Origin of the sequence: Kribbella pratensis (assembly GCF_004366075.1) — a bacterium.
In the GTDB taxonomy this organism is placed as follows: Bacteria; Actinomycetota; Actinomycetes; order Propionibacteriales; family Kribbellaceae; genus Kribbella; species Kribbella pratensis.
The window spans coordinates 2234372-2256537 of sequence record NZ_SODU01000001.1; the positions used below are offsets into that span (position 1 = coordinate 2234372).

Here is a 22166-nt window from a genome sequence, read left to right on the forward strand (position 1 = left end):
TGAAGGGATCCGGGCCGTACGGCGAGACGTTGCTCAGGCCTGCGCGGGCTCCGCGACCGGGGCCTCGGCGGCCTCGTCGCCGGCGGCCTCCGGGTCGGCGTACGAGCCGTCCGGCTGCAGGGTCTTCAGCTCGACCGTGTTGCCGGACGCGTCGGTCACCTTGGCGTTCTCCACCAGGTACGCGAGCGCCTTGCCGCGGACGACCTCGGACACCAGGCTCGGGACCAGGTTGTTCTCCACCGCGTGCTGCGCGAACTGGTCCGGGCTGACGCCGGAACGCTGCGCGTGCCGGACGATGTGCTCGGTGAGCTCCTGGTCGTTGACACTCAGCTCCTGCTGCTCGGCCACCAGGTCGAGCACGAACTGCGCCTTGATCGCGTCCTCGGACCGCTTCTTCAGGTCCTCGTCGAACTCTTCCTGGGTCTGCTCCTCGCCCTCGAGGAACTGCTCCATGGTCATCCCGGAGTACCCGAGCTGCTGCTCCAGGTTCTCCTTGCGGGCGGCCAGCTCGTCGGTCAGCAGGCCCTCGGGGACCGGCACGTCGACCAGCGTCAGGATCTTCTCCAGGACGGCGTCGCGCGCCTCACCGGCCTGCTCGAGCCGCTTGCCGCGCTCCAGCCGGGTCTGTACGTCGGCCTTCAGCTCCTCGGCGGTGTCGAACTCCGACGCGGTCTGCGCGAACTCGTCGTCGAACTCCGGGAGCTCCTGCTCCTTGACCGCCGTCACCGTCACCTCGACGTCGACGTCCTCGCCCTTCAGCGAGCCGCCGACCAACTGGGTGACGAAAGTCTTCTTCTCGCCGGCGCTCAGGCCGATGACAGCCTCGTCCAGGCCGTCGAGCAGCTGACCGCTGCCGACCTGGTACGACAGGCCGGTGGCCTGCGCCTCCTCGACCTTCTCGCCGTCCTTGCTGGCCGACAGGTCCAGGGTGATGAAGTCGTTGTCGCCGACCGCGCGCTCGACCGGGTTCAGCGAGCCGAACCGCTGGCGCAGCGACTCGATCTGCTCGTTCACCTCGTCGTCGGAGATCGCGATGTCCTCGACCTCGGCCTCCAGGCCCTCCAGGTCCGGCAGGGTGATCTCCGGGCGGACCTCGACCTCGGCGGAGAACTGCAGGCTCTCCTTGTCGTTGAACTCGGTCACGTCGACCTCGGGCCGGCCGATCGCCTTGACCTGGTTGTCGCTGACCGCCTGCGAGTAGAGCTTCGGGAGCGCGTCGTTGATCGCCTCCTCGAGCACCGGACCGCGGCCGACGCGCTGGTCGATGACCTGCGGCGGGATCTTGCCCTTGCGGAAGCCCGGCACCACGATCTGCTGGCCGATGCTCTTGTACGCCGCGTCGAGGCTCGGCTTGAGTTCCTCGAACGGCACCTCGACGATGAGCTTGACCTTGGTCGGGCTCAAGGACTCGACGGTGCTCTTCACGGTGGCGGTTCTCCTTGATTCGGTGACATTCACAGCACGCGCGACACCCCGCGTTGCAGCGGTGCTACAGGGGGTTTGTCGGGGCGACAGGACTCGAACCTGCGGTCTCCTGCTCCCAAAGCAGGCGCGCTAGCCACTACGCTACGCCCCGCAGTGACCGGTCGAGTGTAGTCGACCGGAACCAGTGCTCGCGCCACCGGGGCCCCGGACATACCGTTTTGAGTCCAACCGGCCTCATGTGGAATCATGTCCGAGCACCACGCGGGTGTAGCTCAATGGTAGAGCCTCAGTCTTCCAAACTGATTACGCGAGTTCGATTCTCGTCACCCGCTCGGGCGAGAGGGCGAGGTATGCCTGCGGAAAGCGCAGGCCTGTCTCGCCCTCTTCTGTTGTGCGCCTTCGCTTCGCTCGGCTCCTGGGTCGGGTTGGGTGCGTCGGTGCGGGGCGTGGGTCGGGTTGCGTGGGTGCGGGGCGTGGGGTGGGGTGGGTTAGGGGAATGCTGGGGGGCCGCCTCTTAGGGCTCGGCAGGTGGAGTCGGGGTCGTTGACGAAGTTGGGGACCTGGTTGTCGGCTTCGTAGTAGCGGTGGAAGACCGGGGTCTGGGAGCCGGACATGGGAGGGACGATCCAGCTCCAGTCGGCGGGGCAGCCGCGGCCGGCGCGTTGCTCCTTCTCGAGGTGGATGAGGAACCTGCGGGACTCGGTGTGGTGGTCGGTGACCGTCACGCCGTTCGTGGTGAACGAGTGCAGGACCGCCCGGTTGATCTCGACCAGGGCCTGGTCGCGCCACAGGGTCGCCTCGTGCGAGGTGTCGAGCCCCATCCGCTCCGCGACCACCGGGACCATGTCGTAGCGGTCGCTGTCACCGAGGTTGCGGGCCCCGATCTCGGTGCCCATGTACCAGCCGTTGAACGGCGCGGCCGGGTAGGAGACACCGCCGATCTCCAGCCGGTTGTTACTGATCACCGGGACCGCGTGCCACCGCAGTTGCAGGTCCGCGAACCACTTCAGCTCCGGGTGCTCGAGCGGAACCTCGTGGACCACCTGGTCGGGCAGCTGGAACATCCGCGGCCCCTCCTCGACCGTCTCCACGACCAGCGGGAGCACATCGAACGCTCCCGGCCGCTCAGGCGGTCGCCACCCGCGTTGGATCAGTTTGCTCGTGAAAGCGCGGTACCGCGGATCCCCGAGCGTGCGACCGTCCGCTTGCTCGTACCCGGCGTACCGGATGAGCAGTTCGTTCCAGATCCTCGGAGCGGGCCGCGACGGCGTCTCGGGAGCAAAGACGCTGATCATCGGCCGGATCTTGCCGCCGTTGTACGCCGTGCTCAGATGCTCGAAGCAGTGCGCGGCGACGCTGCCGGCGTCGGAGACCGTTCTCAGGTCGCGCACCTGCAGGCTGTGCCAGTACAGGCGGCCGATGCAGCGTTTGTTGTTGCGCCAGGCGACGCGCGCACCGAACGCCAGCTCCTCGGCGGTGTGCCAGTAGGTGCCGGTCGTGTCGATCTCGCGCATCACCTCGGTCAGCCGGGGCTCCAGCGGCCCGGCGTGCGGGTCCTCGCCGTGGTAGAGCTCGAGGAACTCCTTCGCCGCGGCACGGACCGTCTCGACGTCGAGTTCCGGCTCGGACCGGCTCACCGGCGGGTGACCGGACACTGGCGGATGATCAGGCACTGGCGGGTGATCAGGCGGCGGTGTGACCCTCACGGCGTACCGAGACGCCGTACGGCGGGCACGCCGGGCTGTGCCCCACCGCGTGCCGGCGACCTGGAGCAGCTGCTCCCCGGCGCCGGCCGAGACGACCTGTCGGACGCAGATTCCTACGGCGAGCAGGAGACCCGCGAGGCTGAGCGCGATCGCCAGCTCGGTCGAGACACCGATGGGCGCCCTCCGGCCGAGTTGGAGCGCGCCGAGGGCGGCGCCTGCCACAGCCAGTCCGAGAACTGCGAGTGGCAGCGCCAAGGGCCGACGGCTACGGGCAGGCTGCCGGCTTGTCGGAGCTTCCGCGCGGTGTTCCTCCGTCCGGGCGGGGTTCGGAAGAGTTCGCACGGGTCACTCCGAGCCCGGAGACCTCGGACCGCGACCGTTCGCTCCCCCGTGCCCGTTCCCGTTCGCATGCCCGTTCTGCAGGCGGACCTGCCAATCGCTCAGGTCGTCGAACCAGGCGTCCTTCTTCTCGCGGGGCGCCTGTTCGCCGGCCTGTCCCGTGCTCCCGAGCCGCTCGACCTCGGTCGAGAACGAGTCCACGATCGACTGCATCCGGCTCTGCGCGTTCTGGGCGTACGAGCGGACCTGCTGCCCGGCCGTGTCCATGGCCTCCTCGACGATCCTGCGCTCGTGGGCGCGCGCCTGGCCGATGCGCTCGCGGGTGTCGCGGCTGACGTCCTCGACCATCTCCTCGGCCACCAGCTGCGCCTGGCTGAACAGCTGGACGATCTGGTCGTTGACACGCTCGCCGACCTGCTCGTACTCGTCCAGCTCACTCTGCACACGCTGCACCTCCGCCCGGGCTCGCCGCAGCTCGGCCTGAAGCCGTTCGTTCTCGGCGCGGCACTCGCTGACCTCTCTGGCGGTCGCGTGCACCTGGTCGGCGAGCAGGTCGATGTACCCGTACACCTGGTCCGAATCGAGCCCCCGGAGTCTGCGCCGGAACGTCTCGCCCCGGATCGCATCGGGGGTCTGGTAGTGCGGAGAGCCGTGGCGGTGCTTTCCGTTAGTCACTGGTTGTCTCCTGACCTGGTGAGCGCTGGATCGGCCCTGTGCTCGTCCACGGGCGCGTAGTAGAAGTGCTCGTACTTGATGTGCTCGGGGTCCATACCGGCGCCGGCCAGTCGCTCCAGCGTGTGCGCGACCATCTGCGGGCCGCCGCACACCATCGCCGTCCGCCCGTACAGGTCCTGCCGGGCCGCGACCATGCCGACCTTCCCGCGCGTCCCGGGGTAGGACGCGTCGTCGGACACGACTTCGGTGTATTCGAACCAGGGCCGCTTCTGCGCCATTTCCCGCAACTGCGGCCGGTCGTAGAGGTGCCAGGGCATCCGGACCCCGTGGAGCAGATGGACCCGTGGAGCGGTGCGCGACCGTGCCCACTCGTTGTCTATCTGTTCGAGCACCGCGAGCAGTGGGGCGAGACCGGTTCCGCCGGCGACCATCAGCACGTCCCGTACGTCGTCTGTGCGCCGGGTCAGCCGTTCCCCGACCGGGGCGCCCAGTTTCACGACGTCGCCGACCTTCAGCGACCGCACCACGGCCGGGCTCACCTGGCCGCCGTCGATCTGCTGCACGTGCAGGTCGATCGAGCCGTCCCGGCGCGGGGCGTTCGCCGGACTGAAGTACCGCCACGCCCGGGGCCGTTGCGGGATCTCCATGGAGACCGACTGGCCCGGGAGGAACTGGAACTCGCGCCGCGGCCGGATCGTCAGCAGCGTGAGGTCCATGGTCCGCCGCTCGACCGCGACCACGTCGGCGTCCCACCAGTCAGGAGTGGACTCCGAGGAGGTCTCCGCGGCCTCGACCATCATCCGCGCGATCACCTGGTAGGCCGCCGTCCAATGGCCGGCCAGCTCCTCGTCCCACTCGGATCCGAGGAAGTGTTTCAGGGTCGCGCACAACGAGGCTCCGACCGCGTCGTAGTGCTCCGCGAGTACGGCGTACTTGCGATGATCGCGGCCGAGATGCTGCAGGAACGCCGCATCGTTCTCGATCTGATCGGCATGGCTGACGATCCGGCCGAGGGCGCCGACGAACTTGTCCCGCTGGTGCGACATGGAGAGCGGAAACATAGACCGCACCTCGGGATAGGACACGAACAAGTGCGAGTAGAAGTACAGCGGCACCTGTTCTCCGTGCTCTGTCACCCGGTCCCAGCTGCGCTGGAGGGCGTTGGCATCCATAGGAAGTCGCTATCCGGCTCGAGAAGGCAGCTCCTCGAGTGAAGCGATCGGCCCGTCAGCGGGCAGCAGGTATTGCCTGTCGTCGGCCCAGGCGGCCGACGGACACTGCGTTGACAAGGGTTCCCTCCCAGTCCAGTCCCCGAGTCGGTCCTTCGTGGTGTCTCCCGCCCGCAACCTACCCGCGCCCAACGGCTTGAAACCGCGAACCGGACCGATACGTGCCGAAATTCCTACGGGGCTCTCAGAAATGCGATGCCGTCGACACTGGCGGGCGCAGTGGAGGTAGAGATGATCTTGAGAGCCCCTGTACGGAAGGGGGTTGTGGGGAGGTAGGTGACGGCGCGGCTGGTGGTGGTTGCGGCCAGAGAGACCGTGCCGATCCTGATGTTCGCGTGGTAGATGTCCACGCGGCCTTGGCCCGGGCCGTGAATCGCTACCAGGGCGATGCGCAGGCCGGCCTCGGTGGCCTTGGTCAGGTACGCGCCGTTCGCTTTGAGGATGGTCGTGGTGCCTTGGAAGGCCAGCGTGCTGGTGGAACGCGTGACAGTACCGGCAGAGGTCAGAGCACGGTCGTCCTCCGGCGCGACCGAGCAGATCGGTGCGGACCAGGCGGACAGGTTCCCCAGGTAGTCGCGGGCGCGCACCATGAAACACTCGTCCCAGCCGAGTCGCGGCGACCAGGTGATCCCGGTGATGCGCGTGTTCTGCCAGACAGCCGGGTAGATCCACTTGCCGAACGCGGCACCTGTTGCGGCCACCTTGTAGACCACGTCGTACGACGCAATGTCGGTGTCGTCCTTGTAGGCCCAGCGGACTGTCGCGGACCCGCTCAGCTGCACGCGGTCGCCGATGCGCCACGTGACCAGTGAGGGCGCCGTACCGTCCACTTCGCTGCAGTACGACGTACTCCAGGCACTCAGGTTGCCGGCGTAGTCGCGCGCACGCACCTGCCAGCAGGTGTCCGTGCCGATCGGTGCCGTCAGACTCGCTCCAGTGGTCTTGAGCCCCTGCCACGCGGGCACCTGGTTCCAGGCGCCGTACGGCGACGTGCGGTTGGGGCGTTGCTGGATTCGCAGGTCGTAGCTGTCCACACCGGTCGCAGGTGAGTTCGGGTCCTGCGGGTCGTCGTACGCCCACTCGAAGGACAGGCTGGTGTTGTCGCGGATGCGATCGCCCGCGGACGCGTTGGTCAGTACGGGCGCGACGGTGTCCGGGTGCTGCTGCGGGTCGGCGGTTAGCCAGGTCAGGCTGATCACGCGGGGCTTGCTGGTCGCATCGGCGTACACGATCTTCGCCAGGCCGGATCCGTCTGCCCGGAAGCTGGGTGTCGTGGTGCGGATCGGCCCGTAGCGGCGCTGTCCCAATGCCGGGTCGTTGAGGTCCGTGACCAGCAGGTCGGAACCAGAGGCCTGCACGGTGAATCCGTTGCCCAGCTGGGCGTCCGCGGCCACGGTCAGGTTCCGCGGCGGCTGCGGCCCGTTGACGTCTACAACCTGGTTGCAGCCGCCCAGTAGCGCCCAACGGCCGTTGACGTCGTCCGGGCCGACGGTGCACGCACTGGCGACCAGTACGGTCTTCACGACACCGGTGGTCAGGTTCTTACCGTCCAGGTGGCCCGGCTCGGTCACTTTCCACACCGTGTCACCGGACAGCGCGAACGGCGGGGCGACGTCGGCCACCTTGGTCTTACTGGCGACGTTGTACACCTCAGCGGTCGCAGCAGCCGGTGCACGATGCGAGACGAGCTTGCCGCCCTTCCCGAGCACCACTTCGTCCGCAGCGGGGAACGTGAGCCCACCGACCTTCGCCGTACTCCCGTCGAATGTCAGTAGCGAAGGCCCCTCGACCTGGAACGGCTTGCCGTCGTTCGAGCCGCCGGAGGCTGTCCACGTGGTCCCGTTGTTGCTCGTCTCGTAGACAGGGTTCGAAACGACCACGCGGGCGCCCGACATGCCGACGTCGACCGCCGTACGCCCGGGAACAAGGACGCCCTCCCCCAGGTGCTGCGGTGGATCGGCAGCCATCACCTGTGACGCCGTCAACGGCAGCAGTACGACGGCACACACCACGGCCGCCTTGACACGTAAGCCCAGCACGAGAGACCCCCCAGTACACCGATGACTTCGCGCCGCACCCTAGTCAGTAACCACCAGTAACGGAAGCGCCGTGGAAAACCGGGTGACACCCCGAGACCTCAAGAGGATCCTGAAAGGCTGACCAGCGACGAAAGGGACGGATGCAAGCGGGAATCACGGTATCGGCGGCGGAACTGCCCGAAGTACTGCTGCACGTGGCAGTGGTACGCCCGGTCTTCCTCTGGGGCGCACCGGGGATCGGGAAGAGCAGCCTGGTACGGGCGTTCGCGGAATCGCTCGGTCTGGAGTGCGTCACGCTCCTGGGCACGCAGCTCGCGCCGGAGGACCTCATCGGCGTACCGCAGATCGTGGACGGCCGCAGCCGGTTCGCACCACCCGTGGCGATCGCCCGCGACGAGCCGTACTGCCTGTTCCTCGACGAGCTGAACGCCTCCTCGGCCGAGGTGCAGAAGGCGTTCTACTCGCTCATCCTGGACCGCCGCATCGGCGAGTACGAGCTGCCCGCGGGGTCTGTCGTGATCGGCGCCGGCAACCGGGCCACCGACAACGCCCTGGCCCGGCCGATGGCGAGCGCCCTGGTGAACCGGCTCGTGCACATCCACCTGCGCGCGTCCGCGACCGACTGGCTGCAATGGGCCGGTACGGCTGGGATCCACCCGTGGGTCCTCGACTACCTGCGCAACCGCCCCGACCACCTGTGGACCGCGCCGCCGAAGACCGAGGAGCCGTTCTCGACGCCGCGCAGCTGGCACATGCTGTCGGACGCCCTGCACTCGTACGGCGACGACGTGTCCGACGAGACGCTCCGGGTCCTTGCCTTCGGCACCTTGTCCGCGGCGCACGCGTCGGCGTTCCGCGCGTACGTGAAGACGGTCCGGCACGCGTTCGGGCTGGACGCCGTGCTGAAGGGTGAGACCGGCTGGCCGTCCGCCCCAGAGGACCGGGACCTGCTGTACTTCCTGGCCGAAACGTTCCGTGCCCGCCTGATCAAGGAGCTGGCCGCGGACAAGGCGTCGGCGAGCCCTGCGGCTCGTCAGCTCGCCCATCGTGGCAAGGCGCTGCTGGTCGAGCTCGCGGAGATCTCGCTCGAGGTGGCGCAGGTGGTGATCGCGGCCGACGACGACGGCCGCCCGGTGCTTCCGACGTGGTTCCTGGTCGAAGTCAGCCGCGACCTGCCGCGGCTGGTGGCGGCCCGTGCCTAAGCGGAAGAATTCGCACCGGGACCCGGCGTGGGAGGCGATCCACTCCGGCTGGGGCATCATCGTGCGGCACCCGCTATTCGCACCGATGGCGGACTGGGCGCACACCCCGCTCAGGGACGACAGCTGCCCGGCGGACGGCTGGGCCACGATCGACTCGAACGGGCAGATCCACACGCACCGGACGCGTCGCGCCACACCAGAGGAGTGGGCGTGGGTCTTCGCGCACCTCCTGATCCACCTGGGCCTCGGCCACGCCGAACGGGATCTGCCAGAACCTGACCAGGCCACCAGCACCGCAAACGACGTGGCGGTCAATCGCTACCTCCAGTCGCTCAAACTGGGTACGCCGGTCGTTGAACTGCCGTCAGACTTCCCCGCGATGGACGAAGACGCGCTGGCGCGACTGTGGCGGCGCGCCGGCGTACCGGCGGAGTACGAGCGACTGGGCGTGGCAGGTCACGTGCCTGATGTCCACACCGCCCGCTGGAACGGTTGGGGCACGCCGCCGAACTGGGCCGAACTGTTCGCCGCAGGTCTGTCCGCCGCGGCTGCTGCGGCTGTCGAGGTTGCTGGTGGCGCACGCTCGTCGCTGACCGCGGGCGGAGGAGGCCGGGACAAGTGGGACCTGGCCCTCGGCTGGTTCGTCTCGTCGTACCCGCTGCTCGGTGCTATCGCTGCGAGCATGACGGTCGTCGCCGACGCCGAGCTCGCCCGCGGCTGGGACATCCGGGTCGCGGCGGTCAACGCGTCCGCCGGCGAGATCTACGTGAACCCGCTGACCAGCCTGACGTTGAGCGAGTGGCGGTTCGTCATGGCGCACGAAATGCTGCACGCCGCGCTGCGGCACGGCGAGCGCGTCGGCGGCCGTGACCCGTACCTGTGGAACGTCGCCGCCGATCTGGTGATCAACGGCTGGCTCGTGGAGATGGGTGTCGGCACCCTGCCCGACGGCGGGCTCTACGACCCGGCGCTGAAGGGCATGTCCGCGGAGGAGGTCTACGACCGCATCGCTACGGACCTGCGGCGCTACCGCAAGCTGGCGACGCTGCGCGGCGTCGGTCTGGGTGACGTACTCGGCCACCCGCTCCCACACTCCGGTGAGGCCGCACGGGCAGCCGGTCTCGACGACATCTACCGACGTGCCCTGAGCACCGGGTTGGCGTACCACGACCCAGCACGCGGCACACTGCCTGCCGGACTGGTCGAGGAGATCCGCGCGCTGGACCACCCGCCACTCGCCTGGGACGCACAGCTGGCGCGCTGGTTCGAGGAGCACGTCCCCGCGGTCGAGAAGACCCGCACGTACGCACGGGCCTCCCGACGCCAATCCGGTACGCCGGACATCCCGCGCCCCGGCTGGATCCGCCCGGTCGAGCTGGAACGACTCCCGACGTACGGCGTCGTCCTGGACACCTCGGGTTCCATGGACCGCGAGCTGCTCGGCGAGGCACTCGGAGCGATCGCGTCGTACTCACGCGCTCGCGACGTACCGGCCGCGCGAGTGGTCTACTGCGACGCCGCGGCGTACGACGCCGGCTACGTGCCGGTGGACGACATCGCCGGACGCGTGAAGATCCACGGTCGCGGTGGGACCGTTCTACAGCCCGGCGTGGACCTGCTGGAGCGAGCAGAAGACTTCCCCGCCCACGGCCCCATCCTGCTCATCACAGACGGCCAGTGCGACGTCGTCCGCGTACGCCGCGAACACGCCTGGCTGATCCCCCGCAGCACATCCCTCCCCTTCACCGCCAGGGGTCCTGTATTCCGAGTGGAGTGAACAGGCCCGGCTGGCGGCGAACAGGCCGTCGTCAGGCGACCTTCCTCCAGGCCCCGCAGTCGTTGGTTTCGAAACCCTTGTCGGTCTTCTTGATCGTCACCGTTTGCGGACCGTCGCTCAGATTGTTGGCGAGGATGGCGTCGAGGTCGCCGTCGAGGTTCTTCAACCGCGCCCAGTAGCAGCCCTCACCGCCGGTCGTCTTGTACTTCCCAGGCTTGATGTCGACGCCGACCTCGTAGGTGCCGTCGCCCTCGATCGCGACTGCGGCTTCGGGCGGCGCGGCCGTCACAGTCTTGGCCGGCGGAGCGGGCTTCGTCACCGTGACCGGCGGCGCTGTCACGTTCACCGGCGGCGCCGTGACCGTCACCGTCGAGCCTGGTGCCTGGACGGTCGTGGTGGTGGTCGCCTGCGGCGTGCCGGCTGACGTCGATGCGGTGCCGCCGCCCGGCGCGGCGCCGATGACCAGACCGAGTACGAACGTTCCGGAGGCCACGGCCCACGGGACCCAACGACGCCTCTTGGACTGCCGCGGCTGCGGGCCGGGTCGCATCGGCCCGTGCGGTCCCTGCGGCGGCGGCTGCGGCGGTAGCTGTTGGTGCGGATAGAAGGATTGCTGCGGTACTTGCTGCGACATGATTGGCCCCCTGTGTCCCCGAGGCCCCCGGGGATCTCCGCCCACCGTAACCTTCCGTGATCGCCCCTGCCCCGGTCCAAAGGTCCTCCCGATCCGGCCAGAGGTCCTGAGCTGGACACCGCGGCTGTCGCAGTGTTTCGCCTGGAGTGAATCGTGTCTGCTGCGGGCGAACAGGTGTAGTTGGGTGGCTCTGCTGAGTGACAGGTTCACGGGATGGCATGGGTTGTGAGGGGCGAGTTCCGGAAGCTGTGGATCGGGCAGCTGGTGTCCGCGTCGGGCAGCGCGGTCACCACAGTCGCGCTGCCGCTGGTGGCTGTGGTGACGCTGCAGGCGTCGGCTGTGGAGATGGGTGCGTTGTCAGCGTTGACGATCGCACCACATCTGGTGCTCGGGCTGTTGGCCGGCGTCTGGGTCGACAGGTGGCCCCTGCGTCGCGTGCTGATCTGGACCGACGTCGGACGGCTCGTCCTGCTCGGCTCGGTGCCTGCTGCGGCTGCACTGGGGTGGCTACACATCGAGCAGTTGTACGCCGTCGCCGTACTGACCGGAGTGCTGACCCTGCTGTCGGACACCGCGTCGCAGACGATGATCCCGTGGCTGGTGGCACGTGAGGACCTGATGCGGGCGAACAGCGCGGCCCTGCTCAATCTCAACCTGGCCTCAACGCTCGGACCGTCCGTAGCCGGGTTCCTCGTCCAGGTGCTCACAGCACCGTTCGCGATCCTCGTCGACGCGGCGTCGTACGTCGTGTCCACGATCGCGGCGTACCTGCTCCGCGAGCCCACCCGCGCACCTGCACCCGAGCGGTCCGAGGTACGGCTGTCCGCGGGACTGCGAGTGCTCTTCGGCCACCGGATGCTCAGGCCGCTCGTGCTCTCGGCAGGTATCGCTGCCATGGCCGGATCGATGCAAGGCCCGCTGGTGGTTCTCTTCCTGATCCGCGAGCTCGACAAGTCACCGGCGTTCGTGGGGCTGACCATGACCGCGTTCGGAGCCGCTGCCGTGGCCGGTACCTTCATCGCTCCCGCCTGGTGCCGCCGGGTCGGCCTCGGCCGCTCCTATCTGACCGGCGTGTTCCTCGCGTCGTTCAACGGCGTCGCTCTGTTCACCGGTGTGACGCCGGTGATCCTCCTCGGGCAGGTACTCGCCGGACTCGGCATGTCCCTGTTCGGCGTCCCGCAACGCACCCTGCGCCAGGCGCTCGCGCCGCCGCACCTCGTGGGGCAGGTCACCGCGTCCTGGCGCACCTTGGTCATCGGCGGCCAGACGGTCGGCGCGGCTGCCTCCGGTGTCCTCGCCACCGCCCTCGACATCCGCCCCACCCTCCTGATCGGCACCGCCGGCATGCTCGCCGGCCTCCTGGTCGCCGCCTTCTCCTCGCTCCGCGGACTGCAGGATCTGCCCGAAGGGGAACCGGTCGGGCGATCGATGGCGTAGGACTGATCGCGGATCGTGATAGGTCGAGAGGGGATGCCCGCCTGGGCCTCGGGTGGGCTATTGCGTTTCATTGGCAGGGAATGGAATTCGCGCGACAAGCGCTTACCTACTGAGCGATACTGGAAAGTGCGCCGTTTTCCGGTCGTCAAAGCCCTTTTGAGTCGAAGTAGATGGGAAGTGCGCCCGTCCAGATGCCCTCAGAGCACACTGTCCAAGCGCCGTCGATCGCAGCCCCTACCACCCGTGCCCCAGAACGCAGCCGCAACCTGTGGCGGCTCCGTCCCTACCTGAAGCCACACCGTTGGCGCCTCGCGGTGATGTTCTCCACCGCCATGCTGGGCGTCGGCGTCAGCCTCGCCGTTCCGCTGGTCACCCGAGCCATCATCGACGGTCCGGTCACCCGCCGCGAGCTGAGCATGCTGGTCCCGCTCGCACTGCTGGCCCTCGGGCTCAGCATCTCCGAGGTCATCCTGGTCTGGATGCGCCGCTGGGCGCAGTCCCGGACCGTCAGCGACCTCGAGGCCACGCTCCGGCACGACCTGTACGTCCGTCTGCAGTCACTGCCGATGGAGTTCCACACCCGCTGGCAGAGCGGTCAGCTGCTCTCCCGCGTCACCACCGACCTGTCCACGATCCGCCGGTTCATGGGGTTCGGCCTGCTGTTCCTGGTGATGAACATCCTGCAGCTGGCCGTGGTCACGGTCCTGCTGCTCCAGCTGTACTGGCCGCTCGGCCTCGTGGTCCTGGTGGCCGCCGTGCCGATCGTCATGGTGTCGCTGAAGTTCGAGAAGAAGTACCTGCGGATCTCCCGCAAGGTCCAGGACCAGCAAGGTGACCTGGCCACCCGGATCGAGGAGTCGGCGCTCGGCTTCCGGGTGATCAAGTCGTTCGGCCGGCGGCCGCACGTCCAGGGCCAGTTCGACGACGAGGCGACCAGGCTGTACGACACCGAGGTCGAGAAGGTCCGGCTCGCGTCGCGGTTCTGGAGCTTCCTCGGCGTCATCCCGAACCTGACCCTGGTGATCGTGCTGCTGCTCGGCGCGCTCGCCGTCGGCCGGGAGGCGATCACGCTCGGCACCCTGGTCGCGTTCATCACGCTGATGCTGTCCCTGGTCTGGCCGGTCACCTCGCTCGGCGCGATCCTGGCGATGGCGCAGGAGTCGATGACCGCGGCGGACCGGATCAGCGAGATCCTGGACACCCATTCGGTGATCAAGGACGGCTCGGAGGAGCTCACGAACCCGCGGGGCCACCTGCGCTTCGAGCACGTCGGGTTCCGGTTCTCCGACGACTCCACCGAGGTGCTGCACGACATCAACCTGGACCTGACCCCTGGTACGACGCTCGCACTGGTCGGCGCCACCGGGTCCGGGAAAACCACCCTGACCGCACTGGTCCCCCGGCTGTACGACGTGACCGCCGGGCGGATCACCATCGACGGGCACGACATCCGGGACCTGTCCCTGGTGTCGCTGCGGACGGCTGTCGCGTCCGCGTTCGACGACCCCACGCTGTTCTCCATGAGCGTCCGGGAGAACCTGACCCTCGGCCGTCCGGACGCATCCGAGGCAGACGTCCAGCAGGCGCTGGAGGTCGCTCAGGCGCAGTTCGCCAACGACCTCCCGTGGGGCCTGGAGACACGCGTCGGTGAGCAGGGCATGTCGCTGTCGGGTGGTCAGCGGCAGCGGCTCGCACTGGCCCGTGCAGTGCTCGCCAAGCCCGCCGTACTGGTGCTGGACGACACCCTGTCGGCTCTCGACGTACACACCGAGGCATTGGTCGAGGAAGCACTACGGAACGTGCTGTCCGAGACCACTGGCATCGTGGTCGCGCACCGCGCGTCGACGGTGATGCTGGCCGACCAGGTCGCTCTGCTGCAGAACGGCACGGTCACCCACGTAGGAACCCATCACGAGCTGCTGACAACGGTCCCGGCGTACCGGCACCTGCTCGCAGCGGAGGAAGAGGAGGTGCACGCATGACGACCCAGACCCAGCAGACACCTCCGGAGGCCTCTGAGGCGAAGGAGGACGAGCAGCAACCGAAAGAGCAGAAGTGGCGGGGCGTCTTCGAGGACGACCCCGACCGGGAGGTCTCGCGCGCGACCAGCATCCGGCTGAAGGAGGACTCCCGGAAGCTGCTCGGTGAGCTGCTGCGGCCCTACCAGAAGCTGATCTGGCTGCTCGTGGTGATCGTGATCGTCGAGAACGGCGCCCGGCTCGCCGTGCCGTACCTGGTCCACCTGGGCATCGACAACGGCATCCCGCCGATCCTGGCCGGCAAGGGCTCCCAGGAGCTGATCACGATCGTCATCGCCGTGCTGGCGTCGGCGCTCCTGCAGGCCTGGGCGCGGCAGCTGTTCCTGATGCGCTCCGGCCGGCTCGGCCAGACCATCCTGCTCGGTCTGCGGCGCCGGGTGTTCGACCACTTCCAACGGCTCAGTCCGGCGTTCCACGACAAGTTCACGTCGGGCCGGGTGATCTCCCGGCTGACGTCCGACGTACAGGTCATCGACGAGATGCTGGCGAACGGGTTCGACGGTCTGGTGACCGCGCTCCTGACGCTGGTGGGTACGGCGATCATCCTGCTCACGCTGGACGTCAAGCTCGGTCTGATCGCGCTGCTGTCGTTCCCGGCGCTGATGGTGCTGACGGCGTGGTTCCGGAAGCGGTCCGGGGCCGTCTACCGGCAGACGCGTGAGGCCGTCGTACTGGTCATCGTGCACTTCGTCGAGTCGATGACCGGCATCCGCGCGGTGCAGGCGTTCCGCCGGGAGCCGCGCAACGAGGAGATCTTCCACGGCGTCAACGACCGCTACCGGAAGGCGAACCTCGAGGCGTTCCGGCTGAACGCGATCTTCATGCCGTCGATCAAGGGCGTCGGCAACATCACCATCGTCGCGATCCTGGCGTACGGCGGTTACCAGGCGTACCACGGTCACGTGACGGTCGGCGTCCTGACCGCGTTCCTGCTGTACCTGCGGCAGTTCTTCGAGCCGCTGCAGGACATCTCGCAGTTCTACAACACGTTCCTGTCCGCGTCGGCGGCGCTGGAGAAGCTGTCCGGCGTGCTGAACGAGACACCGGACGTCCCGGAGCCGATCAAGCCGGCCAAGCCAGGCCCGGCCCACGGTCACCTGGAGCTGCGGAACGTGCGCTTCGAGTACGTCGACGGCGTACCGGTGCTGCCCGGTCTGCAGCTGGACGTGCCGGCCGGTCAGACCCTGGCCCTGGTCGGTACGACGGGGGCCGGCAAGACCACGATCGCCAAACTGGTGGCGCGGTTCTACGACCCGACGAGCGGGCATCTGCTGCTCGACGGCGTCGACCTCCGGGACCTGGCCGAGGACGACCTGCGCGAGCGGGTCGTGATGGTGACGCAGGAGAACTTCCTGTTCACCGGCTCGGTCGCCGACAACATCCGGTTCGGCAAACCGGACGCGACGATGGAGGAGGTCGTCGAGGCCGCGAAGGTGATCGGCGCGCACGACTTCATCATGGCGCTGCCCAACGGGTACGAGACCGCGGTCGAGAAGCGCGGTTCCCGGCTCTCGGCGGGTCAGCGGCAGCTGGTCGCGTTCGCGCGGGCGTTCCTGGCCAACCCCGCCGTACTGATCCTGGACGAGGCGACGTCGAGCCTGGACATCCCCAGCGAACGCCTCATCCAGCGGGCGCTGAAGACGATCCTGGCCGACCGTACGGCGATCGTCATCGCGCACCGGTTGTCCACCGTCGAGACCGCCGACCGCGTCCTGGTCCTGGAACACGGCCGGATCATCGAGGACGGCCCTCCCGACCACCTCATCACCATGGACGACGGCCACTACGCCGGACTCCACCAGGCCTGGGAAGACTCACTGGCCTGACGGCACCGGGCGCGTGGGGTTCTCCCCATGCGCCCGGTCCGTTCTACGTTCCACGGCGGGCCGCATTCGTCTCCTGTACGACGGCCCACGTGTCGGCGACCGGTCCGACGTGCCGGAGCTTGTCAGGGTTCACCACCGCGCGGATCTCCTGGATCTGCCCGTCGGCGATGTCGAGCGTCCACGTGTTGACCACTCTGCCGTCGCTGTCGCGGAAGACCGCTCCCGGCTGACCGTTCACCAACTGCGGCTCCACGACGCCGCCGATCTGCGCGAACGGCCCGGCCAGCGCAGCCAGCAGTCCTGCCACGTTGCGGGCGCCGGCAACGACACCTCGGCCCCACTGCGGCGCCTTGCCGCCCGCGTCGCCGACCAGCTGCACGTCCGCGGCCAGGAATTCCATCAAGTTGCCGACAGCACCCTCTTTGAACGCCTCGAAGAACCGCACTGCCAGCTCCTCCCGCTCTCGCTGGTCAGCTGCGAACCTCGGCCGTCCCGCATCCATGTGCCGACGGGCACGGACCACCAGTTGACGGCACGCCGCCTCCGAGCGTCCCAAGGCCGACGCCACCTCCGCGAAGCCGAACCCGAACACCTCCCGCAGCACGAAGGCCGCCCGCTCCAGCGGGGACAACCGCTCCAGCAGGAGCAGCGCGGCCATCGACACCGAGTCAGCCAGCTCAGCCGCCCGCTCCGGGTCCTCGTACGGGTCGGACAGCAACGGCTCCGGGAGCCACGGCCCGACGTACTCCTCCCGCCGGCGACGAGCAGACCGCAGTACGTCGACAGAGATGCGGGTGACGACCGCGGACAGGAAGGCCTTCGGCGACACCGGCTCCGTTCGCGACCCGGCGTACCGGAGCCACGTGTCCTGTACGGCGTCCTCTGCCTCGCTGACGCTGCCGAGGATCCGGTAGGCGATCGAGAACAGCAGCGGTCGCAGCTCCTCGAACTCCTCGTCGCGAGTGCGCATCACGCCAGCTCTGCCTTGAAGCCCTGCCGCCACGACGGGTACTGCAGCTCCCAGCCGAGCTCCCGCTTCGCCTTGGCGTTGGAGAAGCCGCGTCCCTCGGTCATCATCACCACAGCCTGGTCCCCCGCCAGCCGCCGCGCCAGCCACACCGGCACGCGCAGCGGCGGCTTCGCACCGGCGCACTCCGCCAGGTACGGCAGCCAGTCGCTGGCCGGCGCCGGGTCGTCGTCGACGATGTTGAACACACCAGTGACCTTCTGTTCGACAGCCAGCACGGTCGCGCTCGCAGCGTCATCGAGATGCACCCAGGAACTGTAGCCAGTCCCGCGTCCCACCAGCGGGTACTGGCGTGTGCGCACCAGCTCCACCTGGTCGTCGATGGCGCCCGGCCCGTAGAAGGCGCCGTACCTCATCACAGCCCCGCCGATCCTCAGCACCAGGTCCTCGATGCGGCTGAGTGCCTTGAGGCCGACGTACGCCGCTGTTCCCTCCAGGAGATCCAGCGGGTCCTCCTCGGTCTTGACCCAGCCGCCCTCGCGGATGCCGTTCCAGCTCGCGTAGCCCTGCGCAACGAAGTGCGGGACGCCTACTGCCTCGGCTGCGGCCAGCAGGTGGTCAGTGCCCTCGGTACGCAGTCTGTTCGTCTTCGCGAACCAGCGGTCCGGATGCTTGATGTCCGGCTTCCCCGCGTGCGTCATCGAGATCGCGGTCATCTGGTGCACGATCACGTCCGGCCTCGCCAGCGCGACCGCCTCGCCGACCGCGGCCCCGTCCAGCCCGTCCATCACCACACCTTCAGCACCTGCCGCCGCGATCAGATCCAGCTTCGCCGCACTCGTCGTACTAGCCGTCACCTGATGCCCACGAGCCACCAACTGCGGCACCAGCCGCCGCCCCAGCACACCGCTTCCACCTGCCACGAACACCCGCATCTTCAACACGCTCCTCGTTCGGCTTCGCTCCCGAGACGAGACAGCACCGCCGCCTGTGACATGACAACGGCGCAGAACTGTCGCAGGGCGTCGGTACCGTGAAGGGCATGTTGACGACGCTGGCGGTGGAGAACTACCGGTCGCTGCGGCGGGTGGTCATGCCGTTGCGTGGTCTGAATGTCGTGACCGGCGCGAACGGGACGGGGAAGTCGAGTCTCTACCGGGCTCTTCGGTTGCTGGCTGATGCTTCGCGCAACGGTGCGGTGGCGGCGCTGGCTCGGGAGGGCGGTCTGCAGTCGACGCTGTGGGCGGGACCTGAGCATGTCCGGAAGGACCGGCCAACGCAAGGCACCCGGAGGACCGGTCCGGTGACGTTGCGGATGGGGTTCGCGGGGGACGACTACGGCTATCTGATGGATCTCGGGCTGCCGATCCCGAACGGATCGGAGTTCGATCTGGATCCGGAGATCAAGCGGGAAGCCTTGTGGGCGGGGCCGTTCCTGCGGCCGGCGGCGTTGCTGGTCGAGCGCACCAATCACGAGGTGCGGATCCGTACGGCGAGTGGCGAATGGCAGCGGGGCGGGCACCAGCTCCAGACGTTCGACAGCATGCTGAGCGAGTTCGCGGACCCGGAGCGCGCGCCTGAACTGCTCCTGGTGCGGGAACGCCTGCGGAGCTGGCGGTTCTACGACCACTTCCGCACCGACGCGACAGCGCCCGCTCGCCGGGTTCAGGTCGGTACGCGCACCCCCGTACTCTCCGCGGACGGCGCGGACGTGGCTGCGGCCCTGCAGACGGTGCGGGAGCTAGGTCCTCGAGGAGCTTTGGACGAGGCGATCGAGCTCGCGTTCCCCGGCAGCCGCGTCCAGATCACCAACACCGCAGGGCGTTTCGAGATCGCCTTTCACCAGCACGGGTTGCTGCGTCCGCTCTCCGGCGCCGAGCTGTCCGACGGCACCCTCAGATATCTCCTGTGGGTCGCCGCGTTGCTCACGCCGAGACCACCCGAACTCCTCGTCCTCAACGAGCCCGAGACGAGTCTGCACCCCGATCTCCTGCCGGCGCTGGCCAACCTGGTGGTCACCGCGGCAAAGGAGACCCAGGTCATCGTCGTCACCCACTCCCGCCCCTTCATCGCGTCGATAGCGGCCCTCTCCCCCGACCTCTCGACGATCGAACTCGTGAAGGAGAAAGGCGCGACCACCATCACCGGCCAAGGCCCGCTGGACGAGCCGCCGTGGAAATGGCCGACCCGCTAGGGCTTGTCGTCGGGAGGCTTGACGCTCTCGAAGCGGACGAGGATCACGGATCCGGCCGCGGACAGGACGAAGCCTGCGATCGCGGCCGGCCACCATCCGGCGCGTACGGCGTCGTCGAGGACGAACACGCCGACCGCGGCCGGGGTGATGGTCTGCAACGCGATCATCGGCGTGGTGGCCAGCGTCACCGAACCACGCTGCAGGGCCAACGAGTAGAGGATGAACGCGAGCGCTCCGCTGATCGGCAGCGTGTACAGCGTGGGGCTCCGGACGAGTTCGCTCATCGACCCGTCCTGCAACAAGCGCGCCGAGATCGCAACCCCGGCGTACCCGAGTCCTGCGAGCATCCCGAGCAGCGCCGTCGAGACACCGTGCTGCGAACGACTGGCAACGGCACCGAGTACGGCGATGACGACGAGTCCCACGATGATGCCGATCGTGAGGCCGTGATGCTGCGCGCTGGCGCCCGCATCGCCCGCCGCCACCGCGAGCAGACCGAGCCCGACGCAGACACCGATCACCGCGGACCACTCGAGCGTACTCAGCTTGTCCGACATCAACCGGGTCGCGAGCAACGCGGTCACGACCAGACTGACCGCGATCCCCGCCTGCGCCAGATACAACGGCAGCAACCGCAGCGCGACGAAGTGCAGCCCGAAACCAGCCAGGTTCAGCGCCAGCGCACCAAGGAACGCCGGTTGCCTGAGCAGCGCGACCACGAACCCACCGAGCCGCCGTGGATCCAGCTCCGACTCGGTCGGCACCTTCCGCGAACCGACGGCCTGCAGGATCGCCCCGACACCGAACAGCACCGCGGCGCCGAGCGCCGCGCCGAGACCGAGAACCACTACGAAACGATCCTACGGCGCCAGGTGAGGTAGAGGCTGAGGCCGCCGTAGTAGACGAGGTAGGCCAGCGAGATCGCGATCACGATCGCGTTCGGGTTCGGCATCTGCGCGAGCAGTACGGCGTACGACGCGAGCCAGATCGCGGTCGTCAACAGGTTGAGTGAGCGGAATGCCCTCGTGCGCGACGGGTACACGTACTTCACCGGGATGAAGACGAGCACCGAGCAGACCACCAGGATGATGCCGGTGCTGACCGGGCTGAGGCCGAGCACCACCACATAGAACGCAACCACGTTCCAGTAGCTCGGGAAGCCGAGGAAGAAGTGGTCCTCGGTCTTCGCGTCGACCCGGCAGAACTGATAGCTGGAGGCAAGCAGCGGCAGTGCACCGAGGACCGCACCCCAACTGCCGGACGGGAGATAGCCACCGGTCCACAGCAGCACGATCGGCGCGAACGCGTACGTCAGGTAGTCGACGATGTTGTCCAGCATCGCGCCGTCGAACCACGGGATGGTCTCCTTCACCCGCAGCCGGCGTGCGAGCATCCCGTCGGTTCCGTCGATCACCAGGGCCGCCAGCCCGAGCCAGAGCGCCCGGACGGCGTCGCCGTCGATAGCGGCGATCACGATCAGCAACGCGAGCACCGTTCCGCTCGCGGTATAGGCATGCAGTGCAAGTCCGGCCAGACGCAGCCGCGTCGACCCGACGAACGGTTCCCGCACCGCGTCGTGTGTGGTCAGGACAACTCCCAGAACTCAGGCGACGCAGCGCGTCGGGCCGGGTCGAGGTGGACCCAGCCTCCGCCAGCGTCTCACAAGCCTGGTCCCGCCCCAGTGACCGACCGTCATCTCCCGCAGATCTTTGCAAGGACCAGAGGTCCCGCGGGACCTCTGATCCCTCACGGGGGCCCGGGGAACTACGTGACGGGGTCGAGCACGAAGAGCGGGATCTTCCGGGTGGTCTTCGTCTGGTACTCGGCGTACGGCGGGTAGGCGGCGACGGCTCGCTGCCACCACTCGTCGTACTCCGCGCCCTCGATCTCGCGGGCCACGTACTCCTTGGTGGTCTCGCCGTCCTGCAGGGTGAGCTTCGGGTCGGCCTTCAAGTTGTAGTACCAGACGGGGTTCTTGGGAGCGCCGCCCAGCGAGGCGACCGCGGCGTACACGCCGTCGTGCTCGACGCGCATCAGCGGGACCTTCCGGATCTTGCCGGACTTGGCGCCGCGCATGGTCAGCAGCACCACCTTCATACCCATGATGTCGACCGCTTCGGTGGTCCCGGCCGCGGCGACCTTCTCGACCTGGTCCCGCACCCAGCCGGTGGGGCTCGGAGCGTAGTCGTCATTGTTCGATGTCATGTCACCAATGATAATGGTGACACATCAACATCGACACCTCCCGGCGTGGTCAGAGTGTCGGGGCCACGGCGGTCAGGGCGGTGAGGGCGTTGTCCCAGGCCTGGGCGGACCGGTCGGGGTTCTGCTCGTCGTCCAGGCGGTCGAAGCCCGATTCGACGACCAGCAGGCGGGTGCCGTCGGCTTCCGGCGTGAGGGTGAACTCGACCAGGTTCGCGTTACCCGGCACCGGTTCCACTCCGGGATCGACGGCGTACCGGTAGGCGAACCGCCGGCCCGGCTCGACCTTCTCCACGAATCCGAAGAACTCCCCGTACTCGTCCCACCGCATCACCAGCCGCCCGCCCGGCCGCAGGTCGATCTCCGCGCCGCCGAACGCGTACCACCGGGCGAACACCTCGGGCTGCGTCACGGCGGCCCATACCGTCTCCGGCCGGGCCTCGACGTACACCTCACGCTCAACGCTGTCCATGCC

Annotated in this window: 18 protein-coding genes and 2 tRNA genes; 7 read left to right on the top strand and 13 right to left on the bottom strand. The window is 68.3% G+C overall.

The features are described from left to right. Nucleotides 1-33: 33 nt before the first annotated feature. The gene (tig, locus tag EV137_RS10595) at nt 34-1425 is read right to left on the bottom strand and encodes a trigger factor (RefSeq protein WP_134128174.1); all 1392 of its coding nucleotides are present in this window, start codon (nt 1423-1425) and stop codon (nt 34-36) included. Nucleotides 1426-1503: 78 nt separating this feature from the next. Beyond that, nucleotides 1504-1576, bottom strand: a tRNA-Pro gene (locus tag EV137_RS10600). A gap of 110 nt (nt 1577-1686) precedes the next feature. Between EV137_RS10600 and EV137_RS10605 the strand changes: the two genes are divergently transcribed. Continuing rightward, nucleotides 1687-1757 (top strand) — tRNA-Gly (locus tag EV137_RS10605). 156 nt (nt 1758-1913) lie between these two features. Here the strand turns inward: EV137_RS10605 and EV137_RS10610 are convergent. From EV137_RS10610 to EV137_RS10625, 4 genes are all read right to left on the bottom strand, one after another. After that, on the bottom strand, nt 1914-3386 hold the full coding sequence (locus EV137_RS10610) for a nitric oxide synthase oxygenase (protein WP_238175211.1): 1473 nt from the start codon (nt 3384-3386) through the stop codon (nt 1914-1916). A 90-nt stretch (nt 3387-3476) separates the two neighbouring features. Beyond that, nucleotides 3477-4145 (bottom strand): DivIVA domain-containing protein, encoded by a 669-nt coding sequence (locus tag EV137_RS10615; protein WP_134128176.1) that lies wholly within the window; start codon nt 4143-4145, stop codon nt 3477-3479. Continuing rightward, the gene (locus EV137_RS10620; RefSeq protein ID WP_134000586.1) at nt 4142-5317 is read right to left on the bottom strand and encodes a globin domain-containing protein; all 1176 of its coding nucleotides are present in this window, start codon (nt 5315-5317) and stop codon (nt 4142-4144) included. Before EV137_RS10620 ends, EV137_RS10615 begins: the two co-directional genes overlap by 4 nt. Before the next feature lie 230 nt (nt 5318-5547). After that, nucleotides 5548-7413, bottom strand: a complete 1866-nt coding sequence (locus EV137_RS10625) for a phage tail protein (RefSeq protein WP_134128178.1) — start codon at nt 7411-7413, stop codon at nt 5548-5550. Nucleotides 7414-7553: 140 nt separating this feature from the next. Here EV137_RS10625 and EV137_RS10630 point away from each other — a divergent pair, with 140 nt between their 5' ends. Both EV137_RS10630 and EV137_RS10635 read left to right on the top strand, forming a co-directional pair. Then, a complete protein-coding gene (locus EV137_RS10630; RefSeq protein WP_134128180.1) occupies nt 7554-8615 on the top strand; it encodes an AAA family ATPase in 1062 nt (353 codons plus the stop codon). After that, entirely contained in the window at nt 8608-10392 is a 1785-nt protein-coding gene (locus EV137_RS10635) for a vWA domain-containing protein (RefSeq protein WP_238175212.1), read from the top strand. Before EV137_RS10630 ends, EV137_RS10635 begins: the two co-directional genes overlap by 8 nt. Nucleotides 10393-10423: 31 nt before the next feature. Here the strand turns inward: EV137_RS10635 and EV137_RS10640 are convergent, their stop codons facing one another. Further along, nucleotides 10424-11026, bottom strand: a complete 603-nt coding sequence (locus tag EV137_RS10640; protein ID WP_134128182.1) for an Rv1352/Rv1906c domain-containing protein — start codon at nt 11024-11026, stop codon at nt 10424-10426. 213 nt (nt 11027-11239) lie between these two features. Between EV137_RS10640 and EV137_RS10645 the strand changes: the two genes are divergently transcribed. From EV137_RS10645 to EV137_RS10655, 3 genes are all read left to right on the top strand, one after another. Next, a complete protein-coding gene (locus tag EV137_RS10645; RefSeq protein ID WP_134128184.1) occupies nt 11240-12463 on the top strand; it encodes an MFS transporter in 1224 nt (407 codons plus the stop codon). A 317-nt stretch (nt 12464-12780) separates the two neighbouring features. Next, nucleotides 12781-14445 carry an ABC transporter ATP-binding protein gene (locus EV137_RS10650; protein ID WP_238175213.1) on the top strand — a complete coding sequence of 555 codons (1665 nt, stop codon included), beginning with the start codon at nt 12781-12783 and terminating at the stop codon, nt 14443-14445. Continuing rightward, nucleotides 14442-16328 carry an ABC transporter ATP-binding protein gene (locus tag EV137_RS10655; RefSeq protein ID WP_134000596.1) on the top strand — a complete coding sequence of 629 codons (1887 nt, stop codon included), beginning with the start codon at nt 14442-14444 and terminating at the stop codon, nt 16326-16328. Before EV137_RS10650 ends, EV137_RS10655 begins: the two co-directional genes overlap by 4 nt. Before the next feature lie 43 nt (nt 16329-16371). On the opposite strand, the gene EV137_RS10660 is transcribed toward EV137_RS10655, so the two are convergent. Further along, nucleotides 16372-17298, bottom strand: a complete 927-nt coding sequence (locus tag EV137_RS10660) for an RNA polymerase sigma-70 factor (protein ID WP_134128186.1) — start codon at nt 17296-17298, stop codon at nt 16372-16374. Further along, a complete protein-coding gene (locus EV137_RS10665; RefSeq protein WP_134128188.1) occupies nt 17298-18230 on the bottom strand; it encodes an NAD-dependent epimerase/dehydratase family protein in 933 nt (310 codons plus the stop codon). Before EV137_RS10665 ends, EV137_RS10660 begins: the two co-directional genes overlap by 1 nt. A 107-nt stretch (nt 18231-18337) precedes the next feature. On the opposite strand from EV137_RS10665, the gene EV137_RS10670 reads away from it, so the two are divergent. Further along, nucleotides 18338-19489: an AAA family ATPase gene (locus tag EV137_RS10670; protein WP_134128190.1), complete on the top strand. Its 1152-nt coding sequence runs from the start codon at nt 18338-18340 to the stop codon at nt 19487-19489. Here EV137_RS10670 and EV137_RS10675 read toward each other — a convergent pair. The 4 genes from EV137_RS10675 to EV137_RS10690 all read right to left on the bottom strand — a co-directional run bounded on the left by EV137_RS10675 (nt 19486) and on the right by EV137_RS10690 (nt 22163). Continuing rightward, the gene (locus EV137_RS10675) at nt 19486-20337 is read right to left on the bottom strand and encodes a DMT family protein (RefSeq protein WP_134000604.1); all 852 of its coding nucleotides are present in this window, start codon (nt 20335-20337) and stop codon (nt 19486-19488) included. The genes EV137_RS10670 and EV137_RS10675 overlap by 4 nt on opposite strands. After that, the gene (locus EV137_RS10680; RefSeq protein ID WP_134128192.1) at nt 20337-21059 is read right to left on the bottom strand and encodes a CDP-alcohol phosphatidyltransferase family protein; all 723 of its coding nucleotides are present in this window, start codon (nt 21057-21059) and stop codon (nt 20337-20339) included. The genes EV137_RS10675 and EV137_RS10680 overlap by 1 nt, the downstream gene beginning before the upstream one ends. 194 nt (nt 21060-21253) lie before the next feature. Further along, complete coding sequence (locus EV137_RS10685; RefSeq protein ID WP_134128194.1) at nt 21254-21694, bottom strand: nitroreductase family deazaflavin-dependent oxidoreductase; 441 nt, start codon at nt 21692-21694, stop codon at nt 21254-21256. Nucleotides 21695-21743: 49 nt separating this feature from the next. Further along, nucleotides 21744-22163, bottom strand: a complete 420-nt coding sequence (locus EV137_RS10690; RefSeq protein ID WP_134128196.1) for an SRPBCC domain-containing protein — start codon at nt 22161-22163, stop codon at nt 21744-21746. Between the last annotated feature and the right edge of the window lie 3 nt (nt 22164-22166).

Bases quoted from the DNA above. Each gene is read 5' to 3' on its own strand.
- EV137_RS10665 (WP_134128188.1), bottom strand. From the start codon at position 18,230: ATGCGGGTGTTCGTGGCAGGTGGAAGCGGTGTGCTGGGGCGGCGGCTG.
- EV137_RS10670 (WP_134128190.1), top strand. From the start codon at position 18,338: ATGTTGACGACGCTGGCGGTGGAGAACTACCGGTCGCTGCGGCGGGTG.
- EV137_RS10630 (WP_134128180.1), top strand. From the start codon at position 7,554: ATGCAAGCGGGAATCACGGTATCGGCGGCGGAACTGCCCGAAGTACTG.
- EV137_RS10620 (WP_134000586.1), bottom strand. From the start codon at position 5,317: ATGGATGCCAACGCCCTCCAGCGCAGCTGGGACCGGGTGACAGAGCAC.
- EV137_RS10685 (WP_134128194.1), bottom strand. From the start codon at position 21,694: ATGACATCGAACAATGACGACTACGCTCCGAGCCCCACCGGCTGGGTG.
- EV137_RS10690 (WP_134128196.1), bottom strand. From the start codon at position 22,163: ATGGACAGCGTTGAGCGTGAGGTGTACGTCGAGGCCCGGCCGGAGACG.
- EV137_RS10645 (WP_134128184.1), top strand. From the start codon at position 11,240: ATGGCATGGGTTGTGAGGGGCGAGTTCCGGAAGCTGTGGATCGGGCAG.
- EV137_RS10650 (WP_238175213.1), top strand. From the start codon at position 12,781: ATGTTCTCCACCGCCATGCTGGGCGTCGGCGTCAGCCTCGCCGTTCCG.
- EV137_RS10660 (WP_134128186.1), bottom strand. From the start codon at position 17,298: ATGCGCACTCGCGACGAGGAGTTCGAGGAGCTGCGACCGCTGCTGTTC.
- EV137_RS10655 (WP_134000596.1), top strand. From the start codon at position 14,442: ATGACGACCCAGACCCAGCAGACACCTCCGGAGGCCTCTGAGGCGAAG.
- EV137_RS10640 (WP_134128182.1), bottom strand. From the start codon at position 11,026: ATGTCGCAGCAAGTACCGCAGCAATCCTTCTATCCGCACCAACAGCTA.